The 23,623-nt window shown below is 64.6% G+C and carries 16 protein-coding genes and 5 pseudogenes; 11 read left to right on the top strand and 10 right to left on the bottom strand.

Annotated elements, in window-relative coordinates; all coding sequences use genetic code 11:
• Nucleotides 1-270: 270 nt before the first annotated feature.
• The 4 genes and pseudogenes from KGQ19_RS51610 to KGQ19_RS53350 form a co-directional block, all read left to right on the top strand.
• On the top strand, nucleotides 271-6,063 hold the full coding sequence (locus KGQ19_RS51610; RefSeq protein ID WP_212006975.1) for an RHS repeat domain-containing protein: 5,793 nt from the start codon (nucleotides 271-273) through the stop codon (nucleotides 6,061-6,063).
• On the top strand, nucleotides 6,014-6,493 hold the full coding sequence (locus KGQ19_RS52510) for a putative adhesin (RefSeq protein ID WP_368862035.1): 480 nt from the start codon (nucleotides 6,014-6,016) through the stop codon (nucleotides 6,491-6,493). Before KGQ19_RS51610 ends, KGQ19_RS52510 begins: the two co-directional genes overlap by 50 nt.
• A 1-nt stretch (nucleotide 6,494) precedes the next feature.
• On the top strand, nucleotides 6,495-6,923 hold the full coding sequence (locus tag KGQ19_RS53615) for a DUF7919 family protein (protein WP_498038944.1): 429 nt from the start codon (nucleotides 6,495-6,497) through the stop codon (nucleotides 6,921-6,923).
• Between the two features lie 1,460 nt (nucleotides 6,924-8,383).
• Nucleotides 8,384-8,671: pseudogene (locus KGQ19_RS53350) on the top strand (transposase family protein); the annotation flags it as partial.
• Here the strand turns inward: KGQ19_RS53350 and KGQ19_RS53345 are convergent.
• Nucleotides 8,630-9,001 carry a hypothetical protein gene (locus KGQ19_RS53345; protein WP_230417999.1) on the bottom strand — a complete coding sequence of 124 codons (372 nt, stop codon included), beginning with the start codon at nucleotides 8,999-9,001 and terminating at the stop codon, nucleotides 8,630-8,632. The pseudogene KGQ19_RS53350 and the gene KGQ19_RS53345 overlap by 42 nt on opposite strands.
• Between KGQ19_RS53345 and KGQ19_RS53340 the strand changes: the two are divergent.
• The 3 genes and pseudogenes from KGQ19_RS53340 to KGQ19_RS00340 form a co-directional block, all read left to right on the top strand.
• A pseudogene (locus KGQ19_RS53340) lies at nucleotides 9,000-9,122 on the top strand (transposase); the annotation flags it as partial. The gene KGQ19_RS53345 and the pseudogene KGQ19_RS53340 overlap by 2 nt on opposite strands.
• 182 nt (nucleotides 9,123-9,304) lie before the next feature.
• Nucleotides 9,305-9,646: a transposase gene (locus tag KGQ19_RS50800; protein ID WP_268907654.1), complete on the top strand. Its 342-nt coding sequence runs from the start codon at nucleotides 9,305-9,307 to the stop codon at nucleotides 9,644-9,646.
• Between the two features lie 584 nt (nucleotides 9,647-10,230).
• Nucleotides 10,231-10,434 carry a hypothetical protein gene (locus KGQ19_RS00340; RefSeq protein ID WP_212006973.1) on the top strand — a complete coding sequence of 68 codons (204 nt, stop codon included), beginning with the start codon at nucleotides 10,231-10,233 and terminating at the stop codon, nucleotides 10,432-10,434.
• 919 nt (nucleotides 10,435-11,353) lie between these two features.
• Here KGQ19_RS00340 and KGQ19_RS00335 read toward each other — a convergent pair.
• From KGQ19_RS00335 to KGQ19_RS49125, 3 genes and pseudogenes are all read right to left on the bottom strand, one after another.
• A complete protein-coding gene (locus tag KGQ19_RS00335; protein ID WP_212006972.1) occupies nucleotides 11,354-11,665 on the bottom strand; it encodes a hypothetical protein in 312 nt (103 codons plus the stop codon).
• The gene (locus tag KGQ19_RS52500) at nucleotides 11,662-11,928 is read right to left on the bottom strand and encodes a hypothetical protein (protein ID WP_368862034.1); all 267 of its coding nucleotides are present in this window, start codon (nucleotides 11,926-11,928) and stop codon (nucleotides 11,662-11,664) included. The genes KGQ19_RS00335 and KGQ19_RS52500 overlap by 4 nt, the downstream gene beginning before the upstream one ends.
• Nucleotides 11,858-12,559, bottom strand: a pseudogene (locus KGQ19_RS49125) (aromatic amino acid lyase). The gene KGQ19_RS52500 and the pseudogene KGQ19_RS49125 overlap by 71 nt, the downstream one beginning before the upstream one ends.
• 85 nt (nucleotides 12,560-12,644) lie before the next feature.
• Here KGQ19_RS49125 and KGQ19_RS49120 point away from each other — a divergent pair.
• A pseudogene (locus KGQ19_RS49120) lies at nucleotides 12,645-13,183 on the top strand (transposase family protein); the annotation flags it as partial.
• A 20-nt stretch (nucleotides 13,184-13,203) separates the two neighbouring features.
• On the opposite strand, the gene KGQ19_RS00315 reads toward KGQ19_RS49120, so the two are convergent.
• From KGQ19_RS00315 to KGQ19_RS00305, 3 genes are all read right to left on the bottom strand, one after another.
• A complete protein-coding gene (locus tag KGQ19_RS00315; RefSeq protein WP_212006969.1) occupies nucleotides 13,204-13,659 on the bottom strand; it encodes a BP74-related protein in 456 nt (151 codons plus the stop codon).
• Nucleotides 13,660-14,155: 496 nt separating this feature from the next.
• A complete protein-coding gene (locus KGQ19_RS00310; protein ID WP_212006968.1) occupies nucleotides 14,156-14,875 on the bottom strand; it encodes a GDSL-type esterase/lipase family protein in 720 nt (239 codons plus the stop codon).
• 206 nt (nucleotides 14,876-15,081) lie between these two features.
• Nucleotides 15,082-15,339 carry a hypothetical protein gene (locus KGQ19_RS00305; RefSeq protein ID WP_212006967.1) on the bottom strand — a complete coding sequence of 86 codons (258 nt, stop codon included), beginning with the start codon at nucleotides 15,337-15,339 and terminating at the stop codon, nucleotides 15,082-15,084.
• Nucleotides 15,340-15,771: 432 nt separating this feature from the next.
• Here KGQ19_RS00305 and KGQ19_RS53610 point away from each other — a divergent pair.
• The 3 genes and pseudogenes from KGQ19_RS53610 to KGQ19_RS00295 form a co-directional block, all read left to right on the top strand.
• Nucleotides 15,772-16,062 (top strand): annotated as a pseudogene (locus tag KGQ19_RS53610) (DUF4436 family protein); the annotation flags it as partial.
• Complete coding sequence (locus KGQ19_RS53605; protein ID WP_498038945.1) at nucleotides 16,057-16,398, top strand: DUF8686 domain-containing protein; 342 nt, start codon at nucleotides 16,057-16,059, stop codon at nucleotides 16,396-16,398. The pseudogene KGQ19_RS53610 and the gene KGQ19_RS53605, both read left to right, overlap by 6 nt.
• Before the next feature lie 258 nt (nucleotides 16,399-16,656).
• Entirely contained in the window at nucleotides 16,657-16,953 is a 297-nt protein-coding gene (locus KGQ19_RS00295; protein ID WP_212006966.1) for a hypothetical protein, read from the top strand.
• Nucleotides 16,954-17,375: 422 nt separating this feature from the next.
• On the opposite strand, the gene KGQ19_RS00290 is transcribed toward KGQ19_RS00295, so the two are convergent.
• The 3 genes from KGQ19_RS00290 to KGQ19_RS00280 form a co-directional block, all read right to left on the bottom strand.
• Complete coding sequence (locus KGQ19_RS00290; RefSeq protein ID WP_307856306.1) at nucleotides 17,376-17,741, bottom strand: transposase family protein; 366 nt, start codon at nucleotides 17,739-17,741, stop codon at nucleotides 17,376-17,378.
• A gap of 705 nt (nucleotides 17,742-18,446) precedes the next feature.
• Nucleotides 18,447-18,893 (bottom strand): hypothetical protein, encoded by a 447-nt coding sequence (locus KGQ19_RS00285; protein ID WP_212006965.1) that lies wholly within the window; start codon nucleotides 18,891-18,893, stop codon nucleotides 18,447-18,449.
• Nucleotides 18,894-19,684: 791 nt separating this feature from the next.
• Nucleotides 19,685-23,428, bottom strand: coding sequence for a PKD domain-containing protein (locus tag KGQ19_RS00280; protein WP_212006964.1), 3,744 nt, complete (start codon nucleotides 23,426-23,428; stop codon nucleotides 19,685-19,687).
• Nucleotides 23,429-23,623 lie beyond the last annotated feature (195 nt).

Genomic DNA, 23,623 nt, shown 5'->3' with positions numbered 1-23,623 from the left:
TTCGGTAAGGAGCGCCAACCCAACTACGAACCAACCCCGATTCGATCTCCCTGAGCATCATCTGCACCCCCTGTGGTCTGGCCCGTCGCAGGCAGTGCTGACGTTACGGTCCCGTCTGCTTCAACGTCAGTGAAGGCTGTGTCCGCGGCTTCGCAGTCGGACCTTGTGCGGGCGGCCGGGCTTCCGATTCTGATAGGTCGAGCCAGACAGCAGGGCGTACCAACTGGGCTGACAACGTCGGCTACCCCTACTTCTGACGTGCCTGCGAAGGTGCACATCCAGATCGCTGACCACGCTTCGGCTCTCAACGCCGGCGTCAACGGGGTCTTGTTCAGCGCAACGGCTACCAGTGGCGGTGGGAAGGCGCGGGTGGCGCTTGACTACTCATCATTCGCTGCGGCATTCGGCGGCGACTACAGCGACCGGTTGCGCCTTATCCAGCTTCCGGCCTGTGCGCTGACCACTCCCGGGGTTCCGGCGTGCCGGGTGCAGAGCCCGCTGGGATCGGTTGTCGACTCTGCGACGAAAACAGTCGGCGCGGATGTCGATCTGCCCGCCTCGCCAGCGGTCGGCACAGCCAAGACTGCTACGACCGAGGCCGCGGCTGGGGCGACAACGGCTCAAGCGGCGGTGGTCATGGCAGCGACGGCCGCTCCGGCAGGATCATCCGGTACTTACACCGCGACGTCTCTGAAGGCCTCAGGGGCGTGGAGCGCTGGCGGCTCGGCAGGTAGCTTTGATTATTCCTACCCCATCAACGTGCCGCCGGCCCTGGGCGGTCAGGCGCCCAAGCTGGCGTTGTCGTATGACTCCGGCAGTGTCGACGGCCAGACAGCTGCAACCAACGGGCAGGCGTCTTGGATCGGTGATGGTTGGTCATATGACGCCGGGTACATTGAGCGTTCCTACAAGCCGTGCTCTAAGGACGGAGTCACCGGCTCCGCTGACTTGTGCTGGCCAGGTGGCGACACCACTCTGAGCTTTTCGCTGGGCGGCCACTCGGGGGACATCGTCCGCGACGATGCCACTGGCGCGTTGAAGATGTCCGGCGACGACGGCAGCACCATCACCAAAATCTCTAACGCTGCCAACGGCACTGCCAACGGCGAGGCGTTCCTGGTGACCACGGCAGACGGCACTAAGTACTACTTCGGTCTCGGGCATCTGCCGGGTGGGAACAACACCGACGCTGCGACGAACTCGGTGTACACCGAACCGGTGTACGCGCCGAACTCGGGCGATCCTTGCCACACAGCCTCTGACGGTCAGGGCTCGTGGTGCCAAATGGGTTGGCGTTTCAACCTCGACGCCATCGTGGACCCTCGCGGCAACCTGACCCAGTTTACGTATACACCGGAAGCCAACTACTACAACCGCGGCTACGGGCAAAACAACGGCAACGGCACGGCGACGTCGTACGTCCGCGGTGGCGTGTTGAACACCATCTCCTACGGCTGGAGCACGGTTGACGCGTTGGCCGGCGTCAAACCCGCTGCGCAAATCGTGTTCGGCAGCACCGAGCGGTGCGTCAAGGACGTGACCACCTGCCAATTCTCCAACTTGTCGAGCTCCACCGCATCGAACTGGCCGGACGTTCCCTACGACCAGAACTGCACGTCGAGCGGCAACTGCACCAACTACTCGCCGACGTACTGGTCGACGAAGATGCTGTCCACGATCACGACCCAAGTCCTCGTCGGATCGGCCTACCAGCAGGTTGATCTGTACACACTGAACCACCAGTTCCCCGACCCTGGCGATGGCACCGCCCCTTCGCTGTGGCTGGCGTCGATAGGTCACCGTGGCCTGGACGGCGGCTCGCTGGATGCCCCTAACGTCGTGTTCTACGGGACACTGCTGGCGAACCGTGTCCCCGGGTTGACTGTCGGTGGTCAGGGGCTGCCGCCGATGAACCACTGGCGCCTGCAGACCGTCGCTGACGAGACCGGGTCGACCATCACTGCGAACTACGCCGCAACAACGTCAAGCATCGGGTCGTGTTCACAGTCGGCAACCGGGGGTCTGCCGAAACCGGACGCCAATGGCGTCCTGTGCTTTCCCCAATACTGGACACCAACCGGGCAGACGACCCCCATCCTGGATTGGTTTTTCAAGTACGTCGCCACCCGCGTCAGCAACGCCGACGATTTCGGCCAGAGCCCGACCCGCACAGTCTCGTATACCTACCTTGGCCCTGCGGCCTGGCACTCCAACGACTCCGAACTCACCGACCCTGCCCGGCGCACCTGGGACGAGTGGCGAGGGTTCGGCCAGGTGATTACAGAATCAGGCACCGCCCCAGATCCCATAACCAAGACGCAGACCACGTACCTGCGTGGTATGGACCAGGACGCGAACGCCGCAGGTCAGGATCCGGCTGTCACTGTCAGTGACTCCCAGGGTGCCGTCTACACAGACGACAACGCGCTGGCCGGGTTCACGTTGGAGACTCAGGTCTTTACCGGCGCCGGCGGAGCCGTAGACAGCGACAAGATCAGTGTGCCGTCGTTGACGACCACTGCCACGCATACCAGGATCTCGCCGCTGCCGAAACAACGGGCTCGCCTGCAGGCCGTGGTCAAAACTCTGTCGCGTGATCTCCTATCCAACGGCACTTGGCGGACCGCAGAGGTCGACTCCACCTATGACCCCGACCACGGCAATCGCCTTACCGAAACAGACGACAAGGGCGACGGTACGTCAGCCACCCCAGAGCTGTGCACCGATGTGTTTTACGCGTCCTCGGCTGCGAACCCGCAGATGCTTGACTACACCGCCGAGACGCGCACCATCGCAGCTCCTTGTGGAACCGCCCCGACGAGTGCGAATACGGTTTCAGACGCGGTCACGCTCTATGACAACAACACGTCGGTGCTCGATCCGGCACTGGACAACAGCGGCCAGGCGCTCGGTGAAGCTACCGGCACGATGGTTCTGAACAGCTATACCACCGACAACCCGCCGGTGCCGCAGTACGTGCTGACTGGAACCACCGCCTATGACAGCTATGGCCGAACGGTATCGATAACGGATCCCAATGCCACCGACGCAGCCCATCCGTCGGGGGCGACCACAACCACGACCTACAATCCTGCGACCGGGTCACTGCCGGCGGTGACGATCGTCACCAACCCAATGGGTTGGGCCACCATGACCACGCTGGACCCAGGCCGTCAGCAGCCGACCCAGGTCGTGGACATCAATGGCGCCGTCACAAATGTCGCTTACGACCCGCTGGGACGCACCACAGCACAGTGGTCGGCCACGCACACGCAGGCAGCCAACCCCACCACCCCGAACCAGAAGTTCATCTACAGCCTGGGCGGATCCGCCACGTCGTCATGGGTTCAGACGCAAACGCTGCGTGAGGACGGCTCGTACGGCAACTCCTATCAACTCCTGGACGGCTTTGGCGAGGTACGTCAGACGCAGTCCGATTCCCCGGATGGTTCAGGTGGTCGGCTCATCGCCGACACCATGTACGACTCGCACGGGTGGACGGTGAAGACCTCCAGCCCCTACTACAACTCCACAGCCCCGTCTTCGGCTTTGTTCGCCGGCGCCGACAACGCGATCGCCGGACAGACCGTCACCGCCTTCGACGGTCAGGGCCGCGCAACCTCATCAACTTTCTTCTCTTACGCGAACCCACAGTGGACTACCACGACCGCCTATCCCGGTGTGGAAAGGACCGACGTCACCCCGCCGACGCCTTCCGCGCCGACCTCCACGTTCACCGATGCTCGCGGTCGTACCGTCTCCACTTGGCGCTACAAGACGCCGACCGCGACTGGCAACGCCGCCGACGCAGACGTCATCAACAGCACTTACACACCCGGCGGTCTCAAAGCGACTGTCACTGACGCCACCGGAAAGAACACCACTGCCTACACCTACGATCTGCGTGGTCGCCAGATCCAATTGCAAGACCCCGACACCGGTGTAAGCACACAGGCATACAACGCTGACTCCAAGCTGGCTGCCACAACCGATGGCCGTGGGCAGGCCCTGTCGTACAGCTATGACTTGCTCGGCCGAAAGACCGGCGAGTACACAGGCACCTCGATCACAGACCCGACACAACTGCAGGCGTCGTGGAGTTATGACACGGTGGCCAAGGGCCAGCCCACGGGTTCGACCCGCTACGTTGGCGGTCAGGCGGGCGCCCAATACACCAGCGCCGTGACGGGCTACACCGCCGACTACAAGCCGACCCGATCGACCATCACGATCCCGAGTGTAGAGGGCTCCCTGGCCGGCAGTTACACCACCAACCTGTACTACACACCCACGACCGAACTGCCTCTGGCCACCAAATTCCCAGCAGCCGCCGACTTGGCAGCCGAGCAGGTCACGACGGCTTTCACCGAGCAGGGTCAGCCGCTGCGCATCTCTGGTGCCAGCGACTACCTCAGCAACGTCCAGTACGACGTCCACGGCAATCCGCTGCGCGTGACCATGGGCGACATGCCGCTGCAGACCGTGCAGACGATGACTTATGACCCGGCGACCAACAGGCCGCTGAGCGACACGGTTGACAAGGAAAACGGCTCCACCAGCGTCGACGTCACCAGCTATACCTACGATCTGGCGGGCCGGATCACATCGACCAAGGACCTTGAGGACGGGACTACCACCGACCTGCAGTGCTACGGCTACGACTATGCGGGCCGTATCAGCACTGCGTGGACTGATACCGGATCCACGACGACGGCCGCGTCGCCAACGGTCGCCGGCATCGGCGGATGCGCAAACCCCGCGCCCACCGCTGCTACCGCGAAGAACCAGATCGGCGGTCCTGCGCCCTACTGGCAGAGCTACACGTATAAGGTCACCGGCGACCGCGACACCGAAGTCGACCACGACATCACCGGTAACGCCACCAATGACGCCACGCGGACCTACGGGTACCTGCCGTCGGGCACCGTCAACACCGGCACCGACAACGGAGGCACGGGCGCTGGTCCTGACTCGTCCACCAGCACCACCCTGTCCGGCAAGACCAACGGCACCGACACCTTCTCCTACGACGCCGCTGGCAACACGACAACGCGCCACCTGGCAACTGGCGCAAACCAATCACTCTCATGGGACGCCGAAGGCCACCTGAGCCAGGTCAAAAACGTCGCCACCGGCAAGCAACAGGCCTCCTACCTCTACGACGCCTCCGGGGCGCTGCTCATCCAACGGGATGCCACAGAGACCGTGCTGTACCTGGACGGCCAGGAAATCCACCTGCCTGTCGGCGGCACAGCCACCGGAGTCCGGCACATCACCGCACCCGGCGGAGTCACTGTCGCGGAAACGGCTAATACCTTCGCCTACCAGTTTGCGGACCCCCAGAACACTGCCGAGCTATCGATCGACGCGGTCACACTGAGCGTCACTCGCCGTTTCTATGACATCTACGGGCGTGCTCGCGGAGCCACGCCGGGCTCATGGCCCGACGAGAACGGCTTCCTCGACAAACCTGCTGACGGCAGCACCGGCCTCGATCTCTTGGGAGCCCGAAACTACGACCCCACAGCCGGCAGATTTGTCTCTGTCGACCCCGTTCTGGAAGACAGCGACCCTAACCAAATGGGTGGCTACACCTACGCCGGTGACAACCCCGTCAACCACAGCGACCCAACTGGGCTGATGATCCCGACCGATGACGGTTCGTTCGGGAACATGACGAGCTACGAAGCCGCGACCAGTGGGACTACGAGCTCTTGTACGACGTTCGGTGTGGATGGATGCGAGGGGCCGGTAGTCCCTAATGGCACCGGTGGCTCATCGGGTGGCTCGACGAGCGGCTCCACCAGCTCTACAAGCAACTTCACCTACCCCCTTACGCCCTGCGTATCGGATCCTCCCAAGCACAAATCCTGGTGGGACACTGCGCTTCAGTGGGGCAGTGCAGCAGTCGCCGGAGCTGCGGTTGCCGCAGCCTTTAGCGAATGCGAAGGCATTACCCTCGGGATAGCCACCCCCGGCTGCGTGGCAGCCGGGGGGGGCAGCGCTCGAAGGCATCGGCTGCGCCACCGACACCATTTGCGCCCCCGGTGGCGAGAACTCTGAAGCGGTCCCTCGCAGCGACTCGACCCCGGAGCTGCCCGTCCGGCAAACCGAGGTATTCCAGGGCGGTAGGTCGGACGGCGAGGTTGTATTCTCGGGGCACGGCGCATGGAATAGTAATATTTTCGGGCGCTATACTACGACGCGTGTTCCGGATGGTACCTCGGTCGCCGTATACACTGAAAATGGTGCGACGATTGACGACCTGTCTGCGTTCTTGATTGAAGCAGGAGCTTCGGATGCGCCGCCGCTTGTTAGGATGTATGGTCCAGGCGATAGGATGCCGAACTTTACTCTTTACCCCCCAGAGGGGCTGACTATTTTTTCGCGATCAAAGACGGTATCCGACCCGACCAAGCTGTCTGACCTGCTTCAGTCCAACATGGGGACCTGTCATTGGGCGGCGTGCGCGGTTCGTAGTGGAGGTAACTGATATGCCAATCTATGTGGACCTGTCGCCGTATTCCTACGGCCGGTCTCAGTCTCCGATGAAGAATATTGGATGGATCGGCTATTCCGGATCGCCATTTATCCACCGTCGACGTCGTACGGGGATGTCCATCGGGGTCTGCCCTCCTGATGTGACGGACGAATTGGCGCTTCTTGCGGGTAAGCCAGCCAATCTGACTCGCGGCTGGCATGAGTGCCAGTACTGCCGTAGGGCCGTCAAGAGGAGGGCGTCCAAGGCGGGTGACCCGAGGCTCACACCCTTCGGGAATGGCGAGATTCGCATCTACTCGAAAGATGGCAACTACTGCTGTCCGCTAATGATCGTTCACTATATTTACACTCACGGTTACTGTCCGCCCGATGAGTTCATCGATGCTGTTCGGTACGGAGTAAACCGGAGATCGGTTGTCTAGCCCTATTTTTTAACAGGGCGGATTGCGGGTCGGCGTGGACGTGGATTTCCCTGGGCCTCGGTAATTCTGATTTGACTTTGCACGCTGGCGTTCTTGACGATTCGTCTCGTTCGTATTGGCGGTCGACTACTGACATTGAATGGGCGATGCCGTGTACCGGCAGGTCGTGATCCTTGCGGTATGTCGTGGCCGTGAGGTGTCCGCAAGGTGGAGGTCTGCCCGCCAAGCAACGCGAGTTACGCGAGCAGGTCCGGCTGTCCGCGATCGACTTCTTCGAGACCGGTGACGATAACAAGGCTGTGGCCAAGATGCCGCGGGTCTCGGCGAGGTCCATCGAGCGTTGGCGCGTGGCCTAGGAAGCCGATGGTAAGCAGGGCTTGTATCCAAGGGGCCGGCCTCGATGCTGAAGGTGGGTTCGGCGCAGTTCCAGGTCCTGGAGGACGAGTTACGAATGGGCTGACCGCGCACGGCTGGGCCGACCAGCGCTGGACGTTGGCCAGGGTCAAGACGGTGAACGGTCGCGGGTTTCACACGTCCTACACGATCCGTGGCGTGTGGGGGTGATGCGCTGTAACGGCTGGTCCTGGCAGTCTCTGGCTCGCCGCGCTGCTGAAGGCGACGAGGCGGTGATTGAGCTGTGGTAGGGGGAGGTGTGGCCGCACGTGGAAAGACGGCTGTGGCCTCGGGGGCGTGGATCCTCTTCGAGGACGAGTCCGGGTGCGTCCTGCGCCGCAGGCCAAGACCTGGGGCAGGCGCGGGCAGACGCCGATCGTCACGGGTTTCGGGCGTGGCTCGGGCCGGGGGAAGGACGCTGGCCCGACCTCCTATCGGGGCTCATCGAACTTGGTCGTGACGTTGGCACTAGCGTTGCGCCATGACTGTGTACTTGAGCAAGTAGAGACCTTCTCCAACCCCTGCTTCAACGGCCGGCTCGGCTCCGAAGGGGTCCGTCACTACGCGTGGGCCATGTCAGGACCCGCACAAGAGGGTTCATCACCACCCAGTAGGCTGGGTGCACCCAGCCCGCCCGCTTGTCGATAGGGCCTCGTCCGCCACGGCACAGGTAGCGCATGAAGTGCTCATAGGCGGGGCCACCGACAACGAGTAGCAGTGGGGCCGTGATCACCGCGCCAACCCAAACGGCACCTTTGAGCGCGATCTGTGGGTGACCCCCGATGTGCATGGCACGAGTATGTAGTCGCAGCCACGGATCCGGAAGAAGCAGCTCGTGAGCTCCTAGATCAGGACGAGTGGACCGAGGGCTTCATCATGGTGTCAACGAAGGCGTGGATCAGCGTATAGACGATTGATTGAGGCCCGTGACGTTCCGTGATCATTCGAGTTGCTGAGACTTGCCGGATCGACGGAAGGCCACGGGCTTGGTGAACGATACGACGCGCTTGCTCGGGCTGGCAGGGGTGGAGGTCATCGGTGTCGAGCTCGATGCGGATGACAACCCGATGCTGGCGCTGGTGACTGTCGATGAGCAGGCCAACTGCTGTCCCGGCTGCGGCGTCCGGTCGGAGAATCCGCACGGCTGGGTACGCACCAGGCCCCGGGATCTGCCAGTGGCCGGCCGTCGCACGGCGCTGACGTGGACCAAGCGGCGGTGGAAGTGCCAGAACCCCGGTTGCCCGCGGCGGACGTTCACCGAGTCGTTGCCGCAGATCCCGCCGCGGTCCCGCCTGACGGGCAGGCTGCGCGCTTCAGCTGGGGTGGCGGTCGCTGACCCGGGGCGGACCGTACTTCAGGCCGCGCGTGACCATGAGGTGTCCTGGCCGGTCGTGCAGGCTGCATTCGTCGAGCACGCTGCAGCCGTGCTCCCGGAGGTGACGCCGGAGGCGGAGTGTCTCGGGATCGATGAGACCCGGCGCGGGAGAGCGAAGTACCGGCTGAACGAGGCAGAAGACGGCTGGGAGGTTGTGGCCGACCGGTGGCACGTCGGCTTTGTGGACCTGCGCGGCGGGGCGGGGCTGCTCGGGCAGGTTGAGGGCCGCACCGCCGCGTCCGTCTCGGCGTGGATCGACGCCCAAGAGCCCGGCGTGGCGCGACGCGGTCGCGTTCGTCGCGATCGACATGTGCACCATCTTCAAAGCCGTTGTCCGTGCCTCACTGCCGAACGCCACGCTGGTGGTGGACCGGTTCCACGTCGCGCAGCTGGCCAATGCAGCGCTCACCGGGGTCCGGCGCCGTGTCACCGTCCAGCAACGTGGCCGCCGGGGCCGCAAGGGAAACCGCGAATGGGAACTGTGCAATCGGCTGACCCGCTCGGCGGCGCGGATGCACGCCAACCAGCTCGACCCGATGGTCGAGGACCTGGAGAACCTGCCGCAGAAGATCGGCGCACCGATCCTTGCGGCCGGAACTGCAAGGAAGACCTCATGGACTTGCTCTCACTCACACATACCGACCCCGATCGCACGACCATCGCCGACAAATTGTTCCGGTTCTATGCGGCCTGCGCCGAGTCTGGGCTGGTCGAGATGGAACGCCTGGCCACGACGGTCGAGACGTGGTGGCCTCAGATCGAGGCCGCGATCCGGACCGGCATGAACAACGCCGGCTCGGAGGGCACTAACCGGGTGATCAAGACCGACGCCCGCGCTGCCTTCGGCTACCGCAACCCCGCCAACCAGCGACTCCGCGCCCGTTGCACCACGACCCGCCGCTCACGCGGACACCTCAGCACTCGGACGAGCGGTCGTCACGGACAACTTCGATGAGCCCCTATCGGCCCGGCCGCCGCTCGCGGTTGTTCTTCTGGCTGCTGGTCTACCACGGTCGCAAGAGCGAGAAGAAGGGCTTCGGCTGGAAGGACTACTGACATTCGGTAGCTGGCATAGGAATGGTGATCGCGCAGTGCGGGCTGCGCAGCCACGGCTCAAGCCACCGGCACTAACGGTTGATGGTCGATTGCGCGGACGTCTCCTCACGGTGAGCGTGGTCACCAGTCCGGTGCCCAGTCTGTCCAAGGCGTGCCTCGTCTGGGCGGCACCCGCACGAACGCGGCTGACCAGACCGGCATTGCCGCCTCTCTCGGCTAACGCTTTGGAAGTCAGAGAAGGATCGTTCCTGTAATCATCAGCTGTGAGCTCGATGGCTGGTAAACGCTGTGCCCATCCTGACGGAACCCCTCCGGGGGCACATACGTTCGACAGGCACTTTAGGCCCTTCACCTGTGTGAAGGGCCATTTTCATGCCCACCATGGTGAGTCACGGTATGACAGACCGAGACAGCCTGTGCCTCGGTCTGTGGATGAGCTGTGGATGAACGGTGGATAGGGCTTGTCTCGCGACAGCCTGCTCTATGGGCGCGGTTCTGGATCGGATCGTCGTTGATGCACGGCGCGAAGGAGCGGCAGGTTACCGCCGCCCTGACCCGCGTAGAGTCTGTCAGCGCTGGGTCGCCGACGTGAATGTAGAAGCTGCGCTCGACCGGATCTACCAGCGTGAAGGTCAGCCCGAGCCGCTCTCACATTTCGCAGACCGCCTGCTCGCCTTCGTCAAGTAAGGCAAGTTCGCGCTTTCGGAACCCCGACAAGGACGGAATGACCGCGCCGACCGCACTCAGGATCCTGTCCCATGCCGGACCGAGGTATAAGCCCATACCCGGATGAACCATCCCCTGTTCATTAGCCGGCCAGGCTGATGCGTCGAGTCGGCTCGAGCCTGAACGCGGGCTAGGAACGTCATCATCTGCCCGGTGTCGCCGCCGATTCGATTCCATAAGTCGTCAGGTCAGTGCGTTGGCTTTTGAAGGAATCCACCGCGTCCAGTCAACCCGGATAGACCACTCGGCCGAGCGTGGCTGGCTACCGCTGGGTCGTGGCCGGATGACGCGGACAGCCCTTCCAGCGTCACGAGGCCGGGCGCCCGTAGCCGCCGAGCGGCCCGCCGCTCTGCTGGGGCGGTTCCAGCGGGCCTGTGGCGGAGCCGATAGGTGCCCAACCCGATCACCAAGGTATGCCCATCCGCAAAAACGCTAGATCATATAGCTGTACTTTCCCTGGTCGGCTCAGTTTGCGACCCCGCAAATAAATCGGTGCCAGACGCCCGGCGCAGTGGCATGATACGGATGCCATAGTGCGGAGGAGGAATCGCATGGGGAGAGCGAGCCAGCGTAGGCGAAAGCTGCGTGAGTTGCCCGGATCTCAGCAAGAAGAAGAACGAAGGCTAGCGCGAGGGGCGCGTCGAGCTCAACAGCGAGCCTTTCGGCACGGTTCCTCTCTCGCGGAGTACGAGGCACTGGCTCGACTCGATAAGCGGCACGTCATCGACGCGCTAATCGCACGCCATAACAAGCGAATGCTCAATATGGCGGATAATGCACCCGATCTTGTCGTGCCTGTGATGTCCGCTCTTCTCTCCGTCGGTATTATGGATCCGGCGCTTCACGAGCTTGGAGTCGATCTGGAGAGGGCTCCGTTCGACTACGAGTCAGCGACGTCCTCGTTGATGCGTCGACTCGCCACGTACAGCGACGCCGCGACGTCCTCGTTGATGCTGTGGGCCGCATAAGAAATCGCGGATGCTATATCCGGCGAGATCACCCCCTCACGAAGCGCCCGCTCCAGGAGCTTGCCCAGTGCGGGAGCCTCAACGAGAATCTTGGCAAGCAGCTCCTTGGTCTTGGCATCGACCGCCTGGATGGGCCCATAATTGTCGCGGCCGATGAACGTCCCGGAGCCGTGGTTGTTCTGCTCGGGCGGCGGGTCGTCCTCGGAGAAGGACGTGGATATCACGGCTTGTCAGCCGCAGTGTGAATGCCGCCGTAGTTGTCGCCACCGACGAAGGTCCCCGAGCCGTGGTTGTTTTGCGAGCCGATGTACACGGTTTTGGCCTCGACTGTCGTGGACGCGAGCAGCTGCGGGGCGAGGAAGGCGGGCGCCGCACCGAGCAGGTCGGTCAGACAGGCGCTGAGAGTGAGGGCACTGTCATACGAGCGGCGTAGCCGGGCCAGGGCCAGTGCGGCCGCGGCAGCCGTGACCGAGGTGCCGTTGACCAGGGCGAGCGCATCCCGCCCGTCGAGTTTCAGGGGGAGAGAGCCCGGCCCGCTGGAGGGCTACGCCGGCGGGGAGCCGTTCGCCGTTGAGATAGGCATAGCCCACGCCGCGCAGGGATCGGGCGGCGTAAGCCAGTGGAATGAGATCACCGCTTGCGCCGACGGAGCCGTACATCGGGATCGCGGGCGCGAACGAAGTACGCAGAGCGGCGCACAGGGCGCCGATGACCTAGGGCGATACGCCGGAGCGCCCTTGGCACAGAGACCACAGGCGCGCGGTGAGCGCGGCACGGGCGACGGCGGGTGACAGGTCTTCCCCATGCCCGGCGATCAGATGGTTGATCGCGTTGTCGCATTGATCGGCGTACTCGGCACGACCCGGGAATGCGACCAGTGGTCCGAAGCCGGTGGTCGTGCCGTACACCGCCCGGCCATCGCCCATCGCCAGGGTCGTGTACTCGTGGCATTCGGCAACCCGCCTGCGCACCTTGTCATCGACGGCGAAATCGACCGGCAGGGCAGCCTTTTCCAGGATGGCGGGAGTGAGCTCGTCCGCGAGCGAGATCTGGACCAAGGACGACGTCACCGGTACCGACGGAACAGCAGCCGGACGGACGGAGTCGTCGAGGAGCATCGCTCAATCCCCTATGCGTTCAAATGACCGGAAGCCCTGTGCTCGAGGTCCGGTCAGCGACGAGCCCTCGCCCATCCCCGCAAAGGGAATGACCTGCCGGCGCAGGCTGCGGGACTGGAACGAGACCGGGGTGTGGCAGCGGCTGCACGAGTTGCTGATGACCGAGTTGCGCGGCGCGGGACTGCTGGACTTTACCCGCGCCGCCGTCGATTCCAGCCACCTGCGGGCCATGAAGGGCGGGCCGGCTACCGGCCCGTCCCGGGTGGACCGGGGTAAGACCGGTAGCAAGCACTACCTGATCGTCGAGGCGTACGGCCTCCCGCTGGCCGTGGTCACCACCGGCACCTGTATGCCGGTCGAGGCTACGACCACGAGAGCTACCGCGACCGCGACCGCGTCTGTGCCCTGCAGATCACCCCGCACATCGCCCGGCGCGGCACCGAACACGGCTCAGGCGTGGGCGTGTACCGATGGGTCATCGAAGGCACGATCGCACTGCTCCACTGGTTCCGACGCCTGCGCATCCCGCGCATCCGCTGGGAGATCCGCGACGGCATCCACGAGGCCTTCCTCACCCTGGGCTGCGCCATCATCTGCTGGCGACGACTCCACGCCCATTTTTGATACGAGTCCTTAGCCGGCTCCTACTGAGGTGCCGGGACTTCCCTGACCAGGCGCGAAGACCAGTCGCACCAGACGTTCCCGGGAAGGAAGGCGCCGCCGGCCTCGTCGAGGTAGTCCTCGACGTAGGGAATCGTGGCGTCGCAGACCTCGATGGCGACATCGAAGAATCCGATGGTCTCCGGGGCGAGGTGGTAGCTCCAACGAGGGTTGTACGACGCTGTGTTGTGCTTGATACGCCCGAGAATGTGTGGCCGGTCAGTGGTCTGGCCTGACAGCAGTTCCCGCGCGTGCTCGATGTCCGCGGGCTTGTCCAGCTTCACCACGAACTCATTGCGGGTGTAGTCGGTCATGACGAAGTAGGCCGGGGCGCTGTCCTTGGCGGGCGCGGTCGAGACGGCGTACGCCGGTGCGGAAGTAAGTGCGATCATCGCCACGGAGGCGAGTGCGCCGATGGCGGCTTTGAACGTACGGTGCATGTGTTTCCCCTTGTCAGATGGGCTTTGCACACGTACCGTAGCCGATCGGTGACCGATAATGATCTTCATCTCGTGGTGTCGGGCCAGATCAGTCCGTCCCGGCCACAAAGTCCGGCGGTAGCGCATTCCATACAGGTGGCCGCCCTTTACTATGACCGTGACTTCGACCACCGTGCGTTCTTGGTCGAGGGCCGTCGGGGCGACGCCGCGCAGGTTCAGGCGTTTGCGGGGGACCGTGCGGGCGGCCTGGGTATCCGGGATTACGCTCGACCTGGGGCAGCAGCGGCTCGATCCGCTTCCATAGCCGTCGTCGGCCTCCCACGGCCGATGTGTCTTCCTCTTCGTCTCGGCTGTCTCACACCTCCGAGAGCATCAACGACAACTGATACAGCCCTCCTGAGGGGCTTGAACCCGGCCCCGTGCTCATCGTGGGTTGCCGACGTGGCTGCAAGGCTGAGCAGGGGGCCGAGTCCGTGCTTGATCTGCTGTGCCGGGGTCAGATGTTCTTCGTCACGTCGGTGACTTCGGGCAGCGGTCGGGGGTAGGGCGATCCCAGGCCGAATTTGCCGGCCAGGGCATCGGCGAAGGCGGCGGCGATGCGGATCTCGCCGTGGCTGTTGGGGTGGGTGCCGTCCCAGGTGTGGAGTGCGGGGTCGAAGCCATCGTCGTCCTGGGCCACCACGACCGGGGAGAACGGCAGGCTCAGTTCCTGGGCGAGGGATTCCAGCCGGGTGTTGAAGTCGTTGACCCGGGTCGCGAATTCCGCGTCCTGGGCGCCGCGCTGGGTGGGGAGGACCCGGCCGAAGACGAAGCCCAGGTTGGCCTTCTTCCGTCGGGCTTCGGCGATGTAGATCCGGACGTCCTGTTCGACTTGGAAGGCGGTTTCGCCGTACCAGGCGAAGTCGTTGATCCCCAGTAGGGTGACCACGACGTCGGGGTCGCAGTCGCTGACGTAGTTCCCGATGCCTTCCATGACTGCCGTGAACGGTTGTCCCCACAGGGCCAAGTGGTGGGTGTCGAAGTCGGGGTCGGCGTATTGCTCGCTGTCCTCGTTCGCCTGGGCCTGGGTGAGGTCGTCGAGCCCTTGGCGTGGCCCGACGAAGTGTGCCTCGGAGACTTCGTTGGCTTTCAGGTGCTTCCACAGGCGGTAGCGCCAGGTGTAGTCACCTGTGCTGCCTTCGGTGATGGAGTCCCCGACGATCATGAATTTGGGCATGGTCCCTCCCGCGCTGCTGTTCCTCGGCGTGGTGGGCTCCGTTGTCGCGTGCCCACCCATATCGGTCTTTTCTCACCGATAGCGGTCGAATGCGGCGAACGCTTCCGGATCACCGGAAGGAGTGGGCGCGCCGATCATGCCGCTGGAACTTTCGCCGAGGACCACGCCCGCCGGGTGATGGATCCGGCCGGCGCGGGGGTGCCGGGCTAGGAGGCCTGCTCCAGGGTCTTCACCAGCCCGATCACGTTTCCGTTCGAGCAGTTGTTGACGTGGTCGCTGACGTAGTCGCCGAGGACGGGGACCACGGCCACCTCTTGCAGACACACGGCGGCGGCGGTGAAGTTCCAGTTGTTCGCGGCGTTCACGCCTCCGCCGAAGTTGCTGTCGTTGTCCGCCTGCGCGGGCGAGGCGGCCGCGAGCCCGGCGATAGTCGACAGGGCCCCGAGCGTCAAGATCGTTCTCATGTCCGGTCAACGATCCCCTGGTGAGGGGGTTACGAAGGGTACTGCGACGCGTTCACTCGATCGGGTGAACCTGTCCGACTCCGCAAAACCGCCGCCGCGTGGACCTCCACCCGCCCGCTTAATGTGATCATGGCCGTGCGCTGCGGCTTCCTGGCGGAGACGACGGACACGGGACGGTCGTGGAACAGCAGAACACAGGCAAGCCCCCGCGGAGCTGGCTGCCGTTCGCGATCGCGGGGCTGGCGGCGCTGACCGCGCTGTACGTGGTCGTCATCACCAGCTTCGTGCACTCCGGCGGGGCACAGCGGGAGACGTTCCCGCCGGCCGGAGGAGCGGCCGCGGACCGGCTGCAGATGGAAGTGAACGTGCTGACCATCGACCCGGTCATGAACTCCTACAAGCTCCGCCTGAAATTCACCCCCAAAAGGCTCCTGGGCCGGCGCCGCGCGCGGAACCCTGGCCCGGCCGGTCACGATCGTCACCAACGACGTCGGCGGCGCCAAGCCCCAGGAGAACCCCGCGGGACAGATGATCCCGACCAAGGATGTCACCCTGGACGCCCTCGGCGAGACCGCGCACTACCCGCTGGACCACCACACCTTCACCCTCGACGTCCGCGCCTACGACACCGCCGGGGCCCCCGTACCGATCGCCACCACCTGGATCTCCTCGGTCGACGACTGGAAGCTGGTCCCACGCTTCTCACCGGCCTCCGCGGTGGGCGACGTGATCCTGGACGTCGACGCCGGCCGCTCCACCTCGGTGCTCATCATGGCCTTCGGCCTGATGACCGTCCTGGGCCTGCTGGTCGTGGTGAACGTGGCGATGGTCGTGCGCGCCATCCACCTGCACAAGGTCGAGTTCACCACCCTGGCCTCACTGGCCGCCACACTGTTCGCGATCCCCGGCATCCGCAACGGCATGCCGAACACCCCGCCGGTCGGCACCCTGGCCGACTTCCTGGTGTTCTTCTGGGCCCTGATGATCGTCGGCCTATGCCTGGTGTCGGCCACTCTGGCGTGGCTGCGCGCGGCTACGGCGAAGCCACCGGAGAAGTAGACGAGGTGACTGCTCAGACCGAACGCGTTGGCTGTCCACCGGCTGCGGGAAGTTCAAGTCTGCCTCGCGCTGTCGGCCCCGGCCCCGGCCGCTGCTGACGGCGTTCGACGTCAGCAGTACGCTCTCGGAGCTCAAGCAGCCTGCCGCGGTTCCACCTCAGGGAGCGCCTGGTCCATGTGGCTGATCCTTGTGGTAGCAGCTTGCATTCGCTAACCGACCTTATGTATCAATCCCCTTATTCGTCGCGTCTCCATCACCGTGTTCATCGCGGCCGCCACCCTCATCGGGGTTGCCACCGCACCCGCCCAGGCTGCCACTGGCAGCGTCGTGGTCTTCTCGACCGAGCTCCAGCCGCTGACGGTCTACACGAACCCGCAGGGCTGCCAGCAACTGCCCACGCTCGCGCATGTGCTGGACAACGAAACCAGTAGTGACATCCAGGTCTTCGCTGACCCCTTCTGCGCCATCCCCGTCACGCTGCCGATCGGCGGTAACGGTGTCCTCCCCGCCGGCTGCGGCACGCATATCACCGGTGGCGGCAGCTTCCGGGCTTAGCATTCCAGTAGCGGCAGCAGCTCGGCGACCTGTGCGGTTAAGCGGCCTCGTCCTGATCGGAGGGCGGGGCCGTGACCGTTAGGGCGAGTCGGGCTCCGGCGGCGGCTGCCAGAGGTGGCGTGGCGGAGTGGCCTCGAGCCGCTCCCTGGGTGATCGTGCAGTGGGCACGGTTGCTGAGCTTGTTGTAGCGGACCTCAAGGCGGAACAGCCTGAACAGCTTGAAACGGAGTTCGTGATCCAGCTTTGCCAGGTTGATCTGTTCCATCGGCAGCGCTCGGATCAGCGCCGGGTCCGCAGTAGGCGGACGCTCAGCGTTCAATGAGAGGCTGCCATCCTGAATCGCTTGGTCGGGATACTGGTGTGTCAGGGTTCGTTGGTGCTTGTGCTGGTCGTGCGCGGCTGTCTGGGGTCTTGATCGTCCGTCACCGGTCGACTTCGAGGTTCGTCAGGACAAGCAGGGCGCGGAGCAGGCTGGTGGCGCGGGTGGGATCGGTGCGCAGTTTCGTGAGGACGCGCCAGTTTTTGAGGTGGGTGAAGCCGTGCTCGGCGGGGGCGCGTCCGGCGGCGATCACCTTGTTGGCGGTTTTTTGACCGGTGGTGAGTTTGCGGTAGCGGGTGGCCTTGTAGCCGGTGACGATGACCAGGTCGTCAGGGTCGGCCGGCTTGTCCACGCCGTAGAAGCCGAGGTCGGCCGGGGCGCCGAGGCCGGCGGCCTTCAGGTGGGCGACGATGTGGTCGTGGCGGGCGGCGGTGGCGTCGTGGGTGCGGCCGGGTCTGGCGGCGGAGATCCAGATGAGCCGTCCCCTCTCGTCGGTGAGTGCGAGGAAGTGCAGGGGCGTGACGGTGGTGCTTGCCCGAGTAGTTCGGTCTGTTCGCCTTCCCGGTGCGGCGGCGGGTGGGGATGAGGGTGCCGTCGATCAGCACGACCTCGCCGCCGCGTTTCGCGATCTTGGCCAGGGCGTGGTCCAGACGCGGGGCTCTGGCCGCGAGCAGGCCGATCACCTCGTTGATCCAGCGGCGCATCGTGGTCGCCGAGATGCCGTTGCCGCCGGCCAGGTCGGCGGCGCGCTGGTCGTGGCGCAGCACCGCCAGTACGAGCAGCGCGATCCGGCCTGCCGGTAGGGACCGCCAGCGGGAGCCGATCGCCTTCAGATGGGCGGGCAGCAGGTCGGCGACGTGGTTCAAGGTCGTCGTGGACAGCGACAGGCGGCAGGAGTGGACAAGGGAGACGGCGTCCCTGGGCTGTTCGTTGGTGTTCGTCACACAACGTCGATGAGTACCGGGGACGCCCCTTACCCGTGGCTCCGATCGCCGTCCCACTGTGGGATGAAATCAGAGGCCGCATGATCACTGCTATGCGGGACGCCATCCCGCTGGCCCCAGCACCTTCCGACGCCCGGGGCATGAATGTCTGGCGGGCCGTATCCACGTCTTCTATCCAGGTCAGTGTGTGTTTCGTTGTCCACGGCGGACCCGATAGCGGTAGGGGATGCTCAGAAGGCGATCGTGAACCGGCCGTCACCGAGTTTGCGCAGCCAGCCGCGATCGGCGAGCTTGGTCATCTTCCCGCGCAGCGGCTCCAACTTGCCGCGCACCTGAACCGGCAGACCGAGCTTGGCGCCGACCTCCTTGACCTTCACCGGCCCGGCCGCATCGCGCACGATAGCCAAGATCCGCTGGTAGTCCGGCGGCAGCGCCTCGGCGTCGAGGCTGCCGACACGGGCCGGGATCAGCAGCACCGACCGGCCGCCCACTTGCGCCTCCGGCGGCGCGGGCGCCGGCGACAAGTACTCACCGAAACCCTGCTCGCTGATCCGCTGCACGACGCGCTCAGCCACCACAAGTTCGTCGCGCTCGACGCGCACGTCGGCCAGCCGCTTGGCCAGCTCCTCTTCCAGGAGATCCAGCTCGGCACGCCGAGCGGCGATCCGGCCCAGCATCACGGAATCCGTCATACGACCGAGCGTAGAAACAGCACCACGCCCCGCGACCCCGAAACGGCGGAACGGCGGAACGGCGGAACGATCGAGACCACGGACAGCCGCCCACGACCAGCACGAGCACCCACAAACCACGCCATGCCAGCACTCTGAACAGCCACTTCAGGATGGTGGATCTTCAGTGTGCGGGGTGGAGCAGCCCTCGAAGCAACAAGCGGAGCTTCGCGCGCTGCCGGCTGCATCCGACACGCCCCGTGCTATCGCGGCGCGGGCACGGATGGTGCTGCTACGTGGGCAGGGCCACACTCGCGGCGACGTCGCCGCGCAATGCGGCGTGTCGGCTACGTCAACTGTCGGCCGCTGGGCGGCCTGGTGCGCCGAGCGCGGCGCCGGACCTGGCGCCGGTACTTGTCGTGGTTATCGCTATGGTCGGCGTACACCCGGTCCGGGTATCCGGACCTGCTCCAGATCGAACCCCGAACCCGCGGATCAAGAGCTTCTTGCTCGAAATCTGCTGATTGGTTCCCGAGGCTGCCCACGGCTTGCAAGGTTTTGTCGCGGCTGAGGGGGATGGCGTCGGTCCCTAGGCGCCGCTGGCTACGTCGGCTCGGGACACGGTCAGGCTCCTGGCGGAGCGTGCGGTGTTTGTAGTCGGTTATGAAGGCTCCGGCGTTGGCTCCGTCTTCGCCGAAGACGGAGCCAACGCCGGAGGGCGAGTTCGGGTCGATCCGGGCTCAGCTCGATGCTGTAGAAGATCTTGTGTTGTCCGGGATCATGATGGAGGCGTTGGCCTAGAGATTGCCGAGGCCTGAGCCTTCATTGAATGCCGCGGCGCTGTGGTATGTCGGCCAGGTTGCTGCGGCGTAGGAGGGGCTGGCTGTGTTGGCTCCCGCCGAGTTTTGAGCCGTTGCCACGTTGTTGCCGTTGAGTTTCCGGTGGCTGGCAGGTCCGTTGGTGACGGTGATGTTGCTAGTTGTGGTGGAGGAGCCGGTGGCGTTGCTTGCGGTCACTTTGATTGTGTATGTGCCGGGGGTGTTGTAGATGTGGGTAGCTGTCGCGGCGGTTTGAGATGGCAGGACTGTGCCGTCGCCGAAGTCGAAGACGTAGCCGGTGATGGGCGGTGCGCCTGGTGCTGTGTTTGACGCATCGGCAGTGATACTCGCGCCCGCTGTCGTAGATGCCGGGGTTGAAAGTGCAGCTATCGGCGGAGTGGTGAATCCAGAGCTGGTGTAGAGCCAGTTTGCCAGGGTCTGGTCGAAGGCTTTCGGGTAGGTGCGAACGTCGGCGACGGAGCCGCTGAAAAAGTTGTCAGGGGTGCCGTTGTAGAAGCCTTGTCCGATGACCAGTGGCCCGGTGGAGGCGATGGGGCTGGTATCGGTCGCGGTACCTACCTGTTGTCCGTTGACGTAGAACGTCATCGTGCCAGCCGATGCGTCGTAGGTGCCGATCAGCTGAGCCCAAACGCCTGCGACCGCTGGCGAGCCGGCGGCGATGCTAGCGGTGGAGGAGTTGGTCGTGTCGGAAAGGGCGCGGGCGAACTGCCAGGTGGAGCCGTTGTATTCCAGGTAGAAGCCGGAGGCGGTGCCGGCCTGTTGGACCAGGACGGTTTGGGTGCCTGTGCCAAGGGACGCGGCGTTCACCCAGGCGGCTATCGTGAACGATTTGGTGGTGTCGAGGACTGGCCCGGTGGTGCTGATGGTTCCGCCGGTTCCTGCGAAGGTGGCGTAGCTGGTTCCCCAAGACACTCCGGACGTTGACAGCGTGGCTGGGTGGTTGCCGGGTGGGCTGGAGTCTGCGGCGGTGCTGCCGGCGCCGTCGGCTAGTTTCCACCATCCGGTGGGGCCGCCAGTGAGCGTGACTAGTGTTGTTGTGCTGCCCGGGTTACCTTCGAAGTCGGTAGCAGTGGCTTTTACGCTATAGGTGCCTGCGGTCCCGTAGACGTGGGTGGCGGTCGGGGTGGTTGTTGTGACGGCGGCTGTTCCGTCGCCGAAGTCGAAGGTGTAGCTGGCGAGCCTGCCGTTACCGCCATAGGAAGACGAAGCGTCTGCCGTTATGGTTAAAGGTGTGACACCACTGGTGGGACTTAGGCTTAGTCCTGCGGTCGGGCCGAAGCCTGTGATCGGGATGAGGTTGAGTGCGTCCACACCGAGGTTGTATCGATTTCCAGTTGAGGCCGGGTTCGTAAGATTGACGTGGAACAAGAAGGTGTGTGTACCGGCGGCTAGCGTGAATGCTCCGAGGTCGACCACCTTGGCGGATACTCCGGATGCCTGGAAGCTGTCGTATTCGCGCCCTAGCTGTTGGCCATCCACCACGAGGTCGAATTCACCGTAGTCCGGGGCCATGGTCAAGATTGGAGCGACTTGGTAGTCACCTGCGTTGGCAACGTAGTAGTTGAGTGTCAGGGACGCGTCGCTGACGGTACTGGTGAAGAATTCTTGCGCCCCGTTGGACCAGTTGACGCCGCAGCAGCTGGTTTGGATCTGCATGGTGCCGTTTTCTGCCGTGCCCGTCATCGATTCGGCTTCTGCGGTCTGGGTTTCGTTGGTCCCGGTGGGTAGTGCCCATTGCTGTGCTGCATTGTCGAGACACTGGTCGAGTTGCAGTGGGTTGCCGTTGGTCGTGGATGCTTGAGTGTCCTCCAGGCAGAGCCCCGAGGCCGGGTTGAAGATCCAGTATTTGCTGGCGGCGGATGGAGAGGGCAGGAGGCGCCAGGTCTGAAAGCCGTCAGTGGCGCCGCCGCACGAGTTCAGGGTGATCTTCGTGCCCTGTGCCAGCTGGCCGCCGGTATCCAGGCACAGGTTGGGTGGAGTGGCGGGTGCTGAGCCCATGAGCTGGATGGTGCCGTCTGCGGCGAAGGACCATTGTTGGGGCCAGGTGGCGTTGCAGTCCCACAGTTCGATGACCGCGGTCGCCGGGGTGAGCGATCCTTGGAGGTCGTCGAGGCAGCGTTGTCCGCTGGGGCCGCCGGTGATGCTGGAGAGGACCTGTCCGGCGATCGTGTTGGCGGCTTGGCCTTGCAGTTTGGTGGTGCCGGAGGTGCTGTTCCAGCCGACAGCGGTAGCGCTGGTCAGGGTTTGGGCTCCGAGTGCGGTGCCGATGGGGCCGTTGATCACGTTGATCTGGCCGTCGGGGGTCATGGCCCACAGGTCTGGGTGGCTGTCGCCGTTGAGGTCGCCGGCTGAGGAGATCCATGTGTAGTGGCTGAATTCGCCGGTGGAGCCGAGTTGTTGGCGGGCGGTGAGGTCTGCGAGTCCGGAGCCCAGGGTGCCGGTGTCGGAGTGGTTGGCGAATTGCCACAGTGTGCCGTCGGGGGCCTTGGCCCACAGGTCGGATAGTCCGCCGGGACCGCCGGGGTGTCCGGTGGCGTTGCCCGGTGCGATGACTTGGACGGTGGACCAGTCCCAGTCTGGGGTGGAGGTGGATAGCAGGATCGGGTTGCGGAGCTGTCCGCTGCCTGCGGGGGAGAACAGCCAGACTCGGGTGGCGTCGGTCCCGTCCTTCTCTACCGTGATCAGGCTGGTTTTACATGCGGTGGTGGGGGCGGTGATAGTGCAGCCGCCGTTGGTCGGGCCGAGTGCGATGACTTGCTTGACGCTGTTCCACGTCGAGTCGTAGCCGGCGCACAGGCCGGTTTGGATGGAGGGGGTACAGGTCGGGCGGGTGATTGTGACCCTTTGGGTCTGGCTGAACTGGTCGGGAGTCAGCGGCGGTTGATAGCCGGGCTGAGTGGTCGCGGACGCGATCTGGGAGTTGAGGTAGTAGTAGAGGTGGCCGTTTCCGCCGCTGTCGGCGTCCCAGGCGAACAGGTCGTCGGTGGGCTGGACCCGTTCGGAGCCGCGGTGTGTGAACAGAGCGCTGGCCCAGCTCTTGCCGTTGGGGGCGGCCGTGGCCGTGGCGGCTTGGATCGCGTTGACGGATCCTGCCGGGTCCAGGTTGGCTGGGTATACGACCAGGTTGCCGCTGGCGTCCACCCCCATCAGGTTGGGGATGCCGTCGCCGGTGACGTTGCCGAAGGATACCGGCGTGAAGGCCTGCGCCAGGAAGAAGTCATAGCGGGCGTACGGCGAGATGTTGCCGGCGCTGTCGACGGCGGCTGCGTAGAGGGTGTTGGTGCCCCAGCGTTCGCCGTCGCCGGTACCGGTAGCCAGGCTGATCGTCGCGGTGGCGTTCAAGCCGCCGGTCGCTGCGGCGGTGCCGCAGGCGGCGTCCGTGAGGTTGGTGCAGTTTCCGGTGCCTGCGTCGTTGGCGGTGGCGTTGAGTGCCCAGAGGAAATGGTCGATCGGCGTGGTCGCCGCGGTCGCGCTGACCGTGATGGTTCCGGCGGTGCCGGTCTGCGGATAGGACGACAGATGCTGGCCGATCCCAGGGAAGACAGCGGACTGAAACGTGGGCGGGTTTGCTCCCGTCGCCGTGGCGTGCGGTGTTACTGATCCTTGCTTGACATGGCCGCTGGCTGTGTGCTTCGGCGGTGCAGGGGTGGGTCTGCCTGCGGCGGGGACGGCGGCCGCGGCCGTGCTTGCCGCAGATAACAAGAGACTGATGCTAGCGATGCAGATGAAAGCCGGTTGTGTCAGCCTCCTGGCTCTTCTGCGCGTGCGTGACAGTGGTTCCATCAACGGTCCTCCTCGGCGCTGAACGCGCGCCAGCGTGCGCGCGTGCGCAACCTACGGGGCGGATCAAGGGTCGACAACCGATCTACGCTGTCGAAATCGTTATAGATGACAGTG

Source organism: Catenulispora pinistramenti, from assembly GCF_018274385.1.
Lineage (GTDB): Bacteria > Actinomycetota > Actinomycetes > Streptomycetales > Catenulisporaceae > Catenulispora > Catenulispora pinistramenti.
This window is presented reverse-complemented; position numbering and strand designations above follow the sequence as displayed.

Coding starts and splice junctions, on each gene's coding strand:
- KGQ19_RS53615 (WP_498038944.1), top strand. CDS start 6,495: ATGCCAATCTATGTGGACCTGTCGCCGTATTCCTACGGCCGGTCTCAG.
- KGQ19_RS53345 (WP_230417999.1), bottom strand. CDS start 9,001: ATGTCGATCGCGACGAACGCGACCGCGTCGCGCCACGCCGGGCTCTTG.
- KGQ19_RS50800 (WP_268907654.1), top strand. CDS start 9,305: ATGGACTTGCTCTCACTCACACATACCGACCCCGATCGCACGACCATC.
- KGQ19_RS00340 (WP_212006973.1), top strand. CDS start 10,231: ATGGGCGCGGTTCTGGATCGGATCGTCGTTGATGCACGGCGCGAAGGA.
- KGQ19_RS00315 (WP_212006969.1), bottom strand. CDS start 13,659: ATGCACCGTACGTTCAAAGCCGCCATCGGCGCACTCGCCTCCGTGGCG.
- KGQ19_RS00310 (WP_212006968.1), bottom strand. CDS start 14,875: ATGCCCAAATTCATGATCGTCGGGGACTCCATCACCGAAGGCAGCACA.
- KGQ19_RS00305 (WP_212006967.1), bottom strand. CDS start 15,339: ATGAGAACGATCTTGACGCTCGGGGCCCTGTCGACTATCGCCGGGCTC.
- KGQ19_RS00285 (WP_212006965.1), bottom strand. CDS start 18,893: ATGCTGGGCCGGATCGCCGCTCGGCGTGCCGAGCTGGATCTCCTGGAA.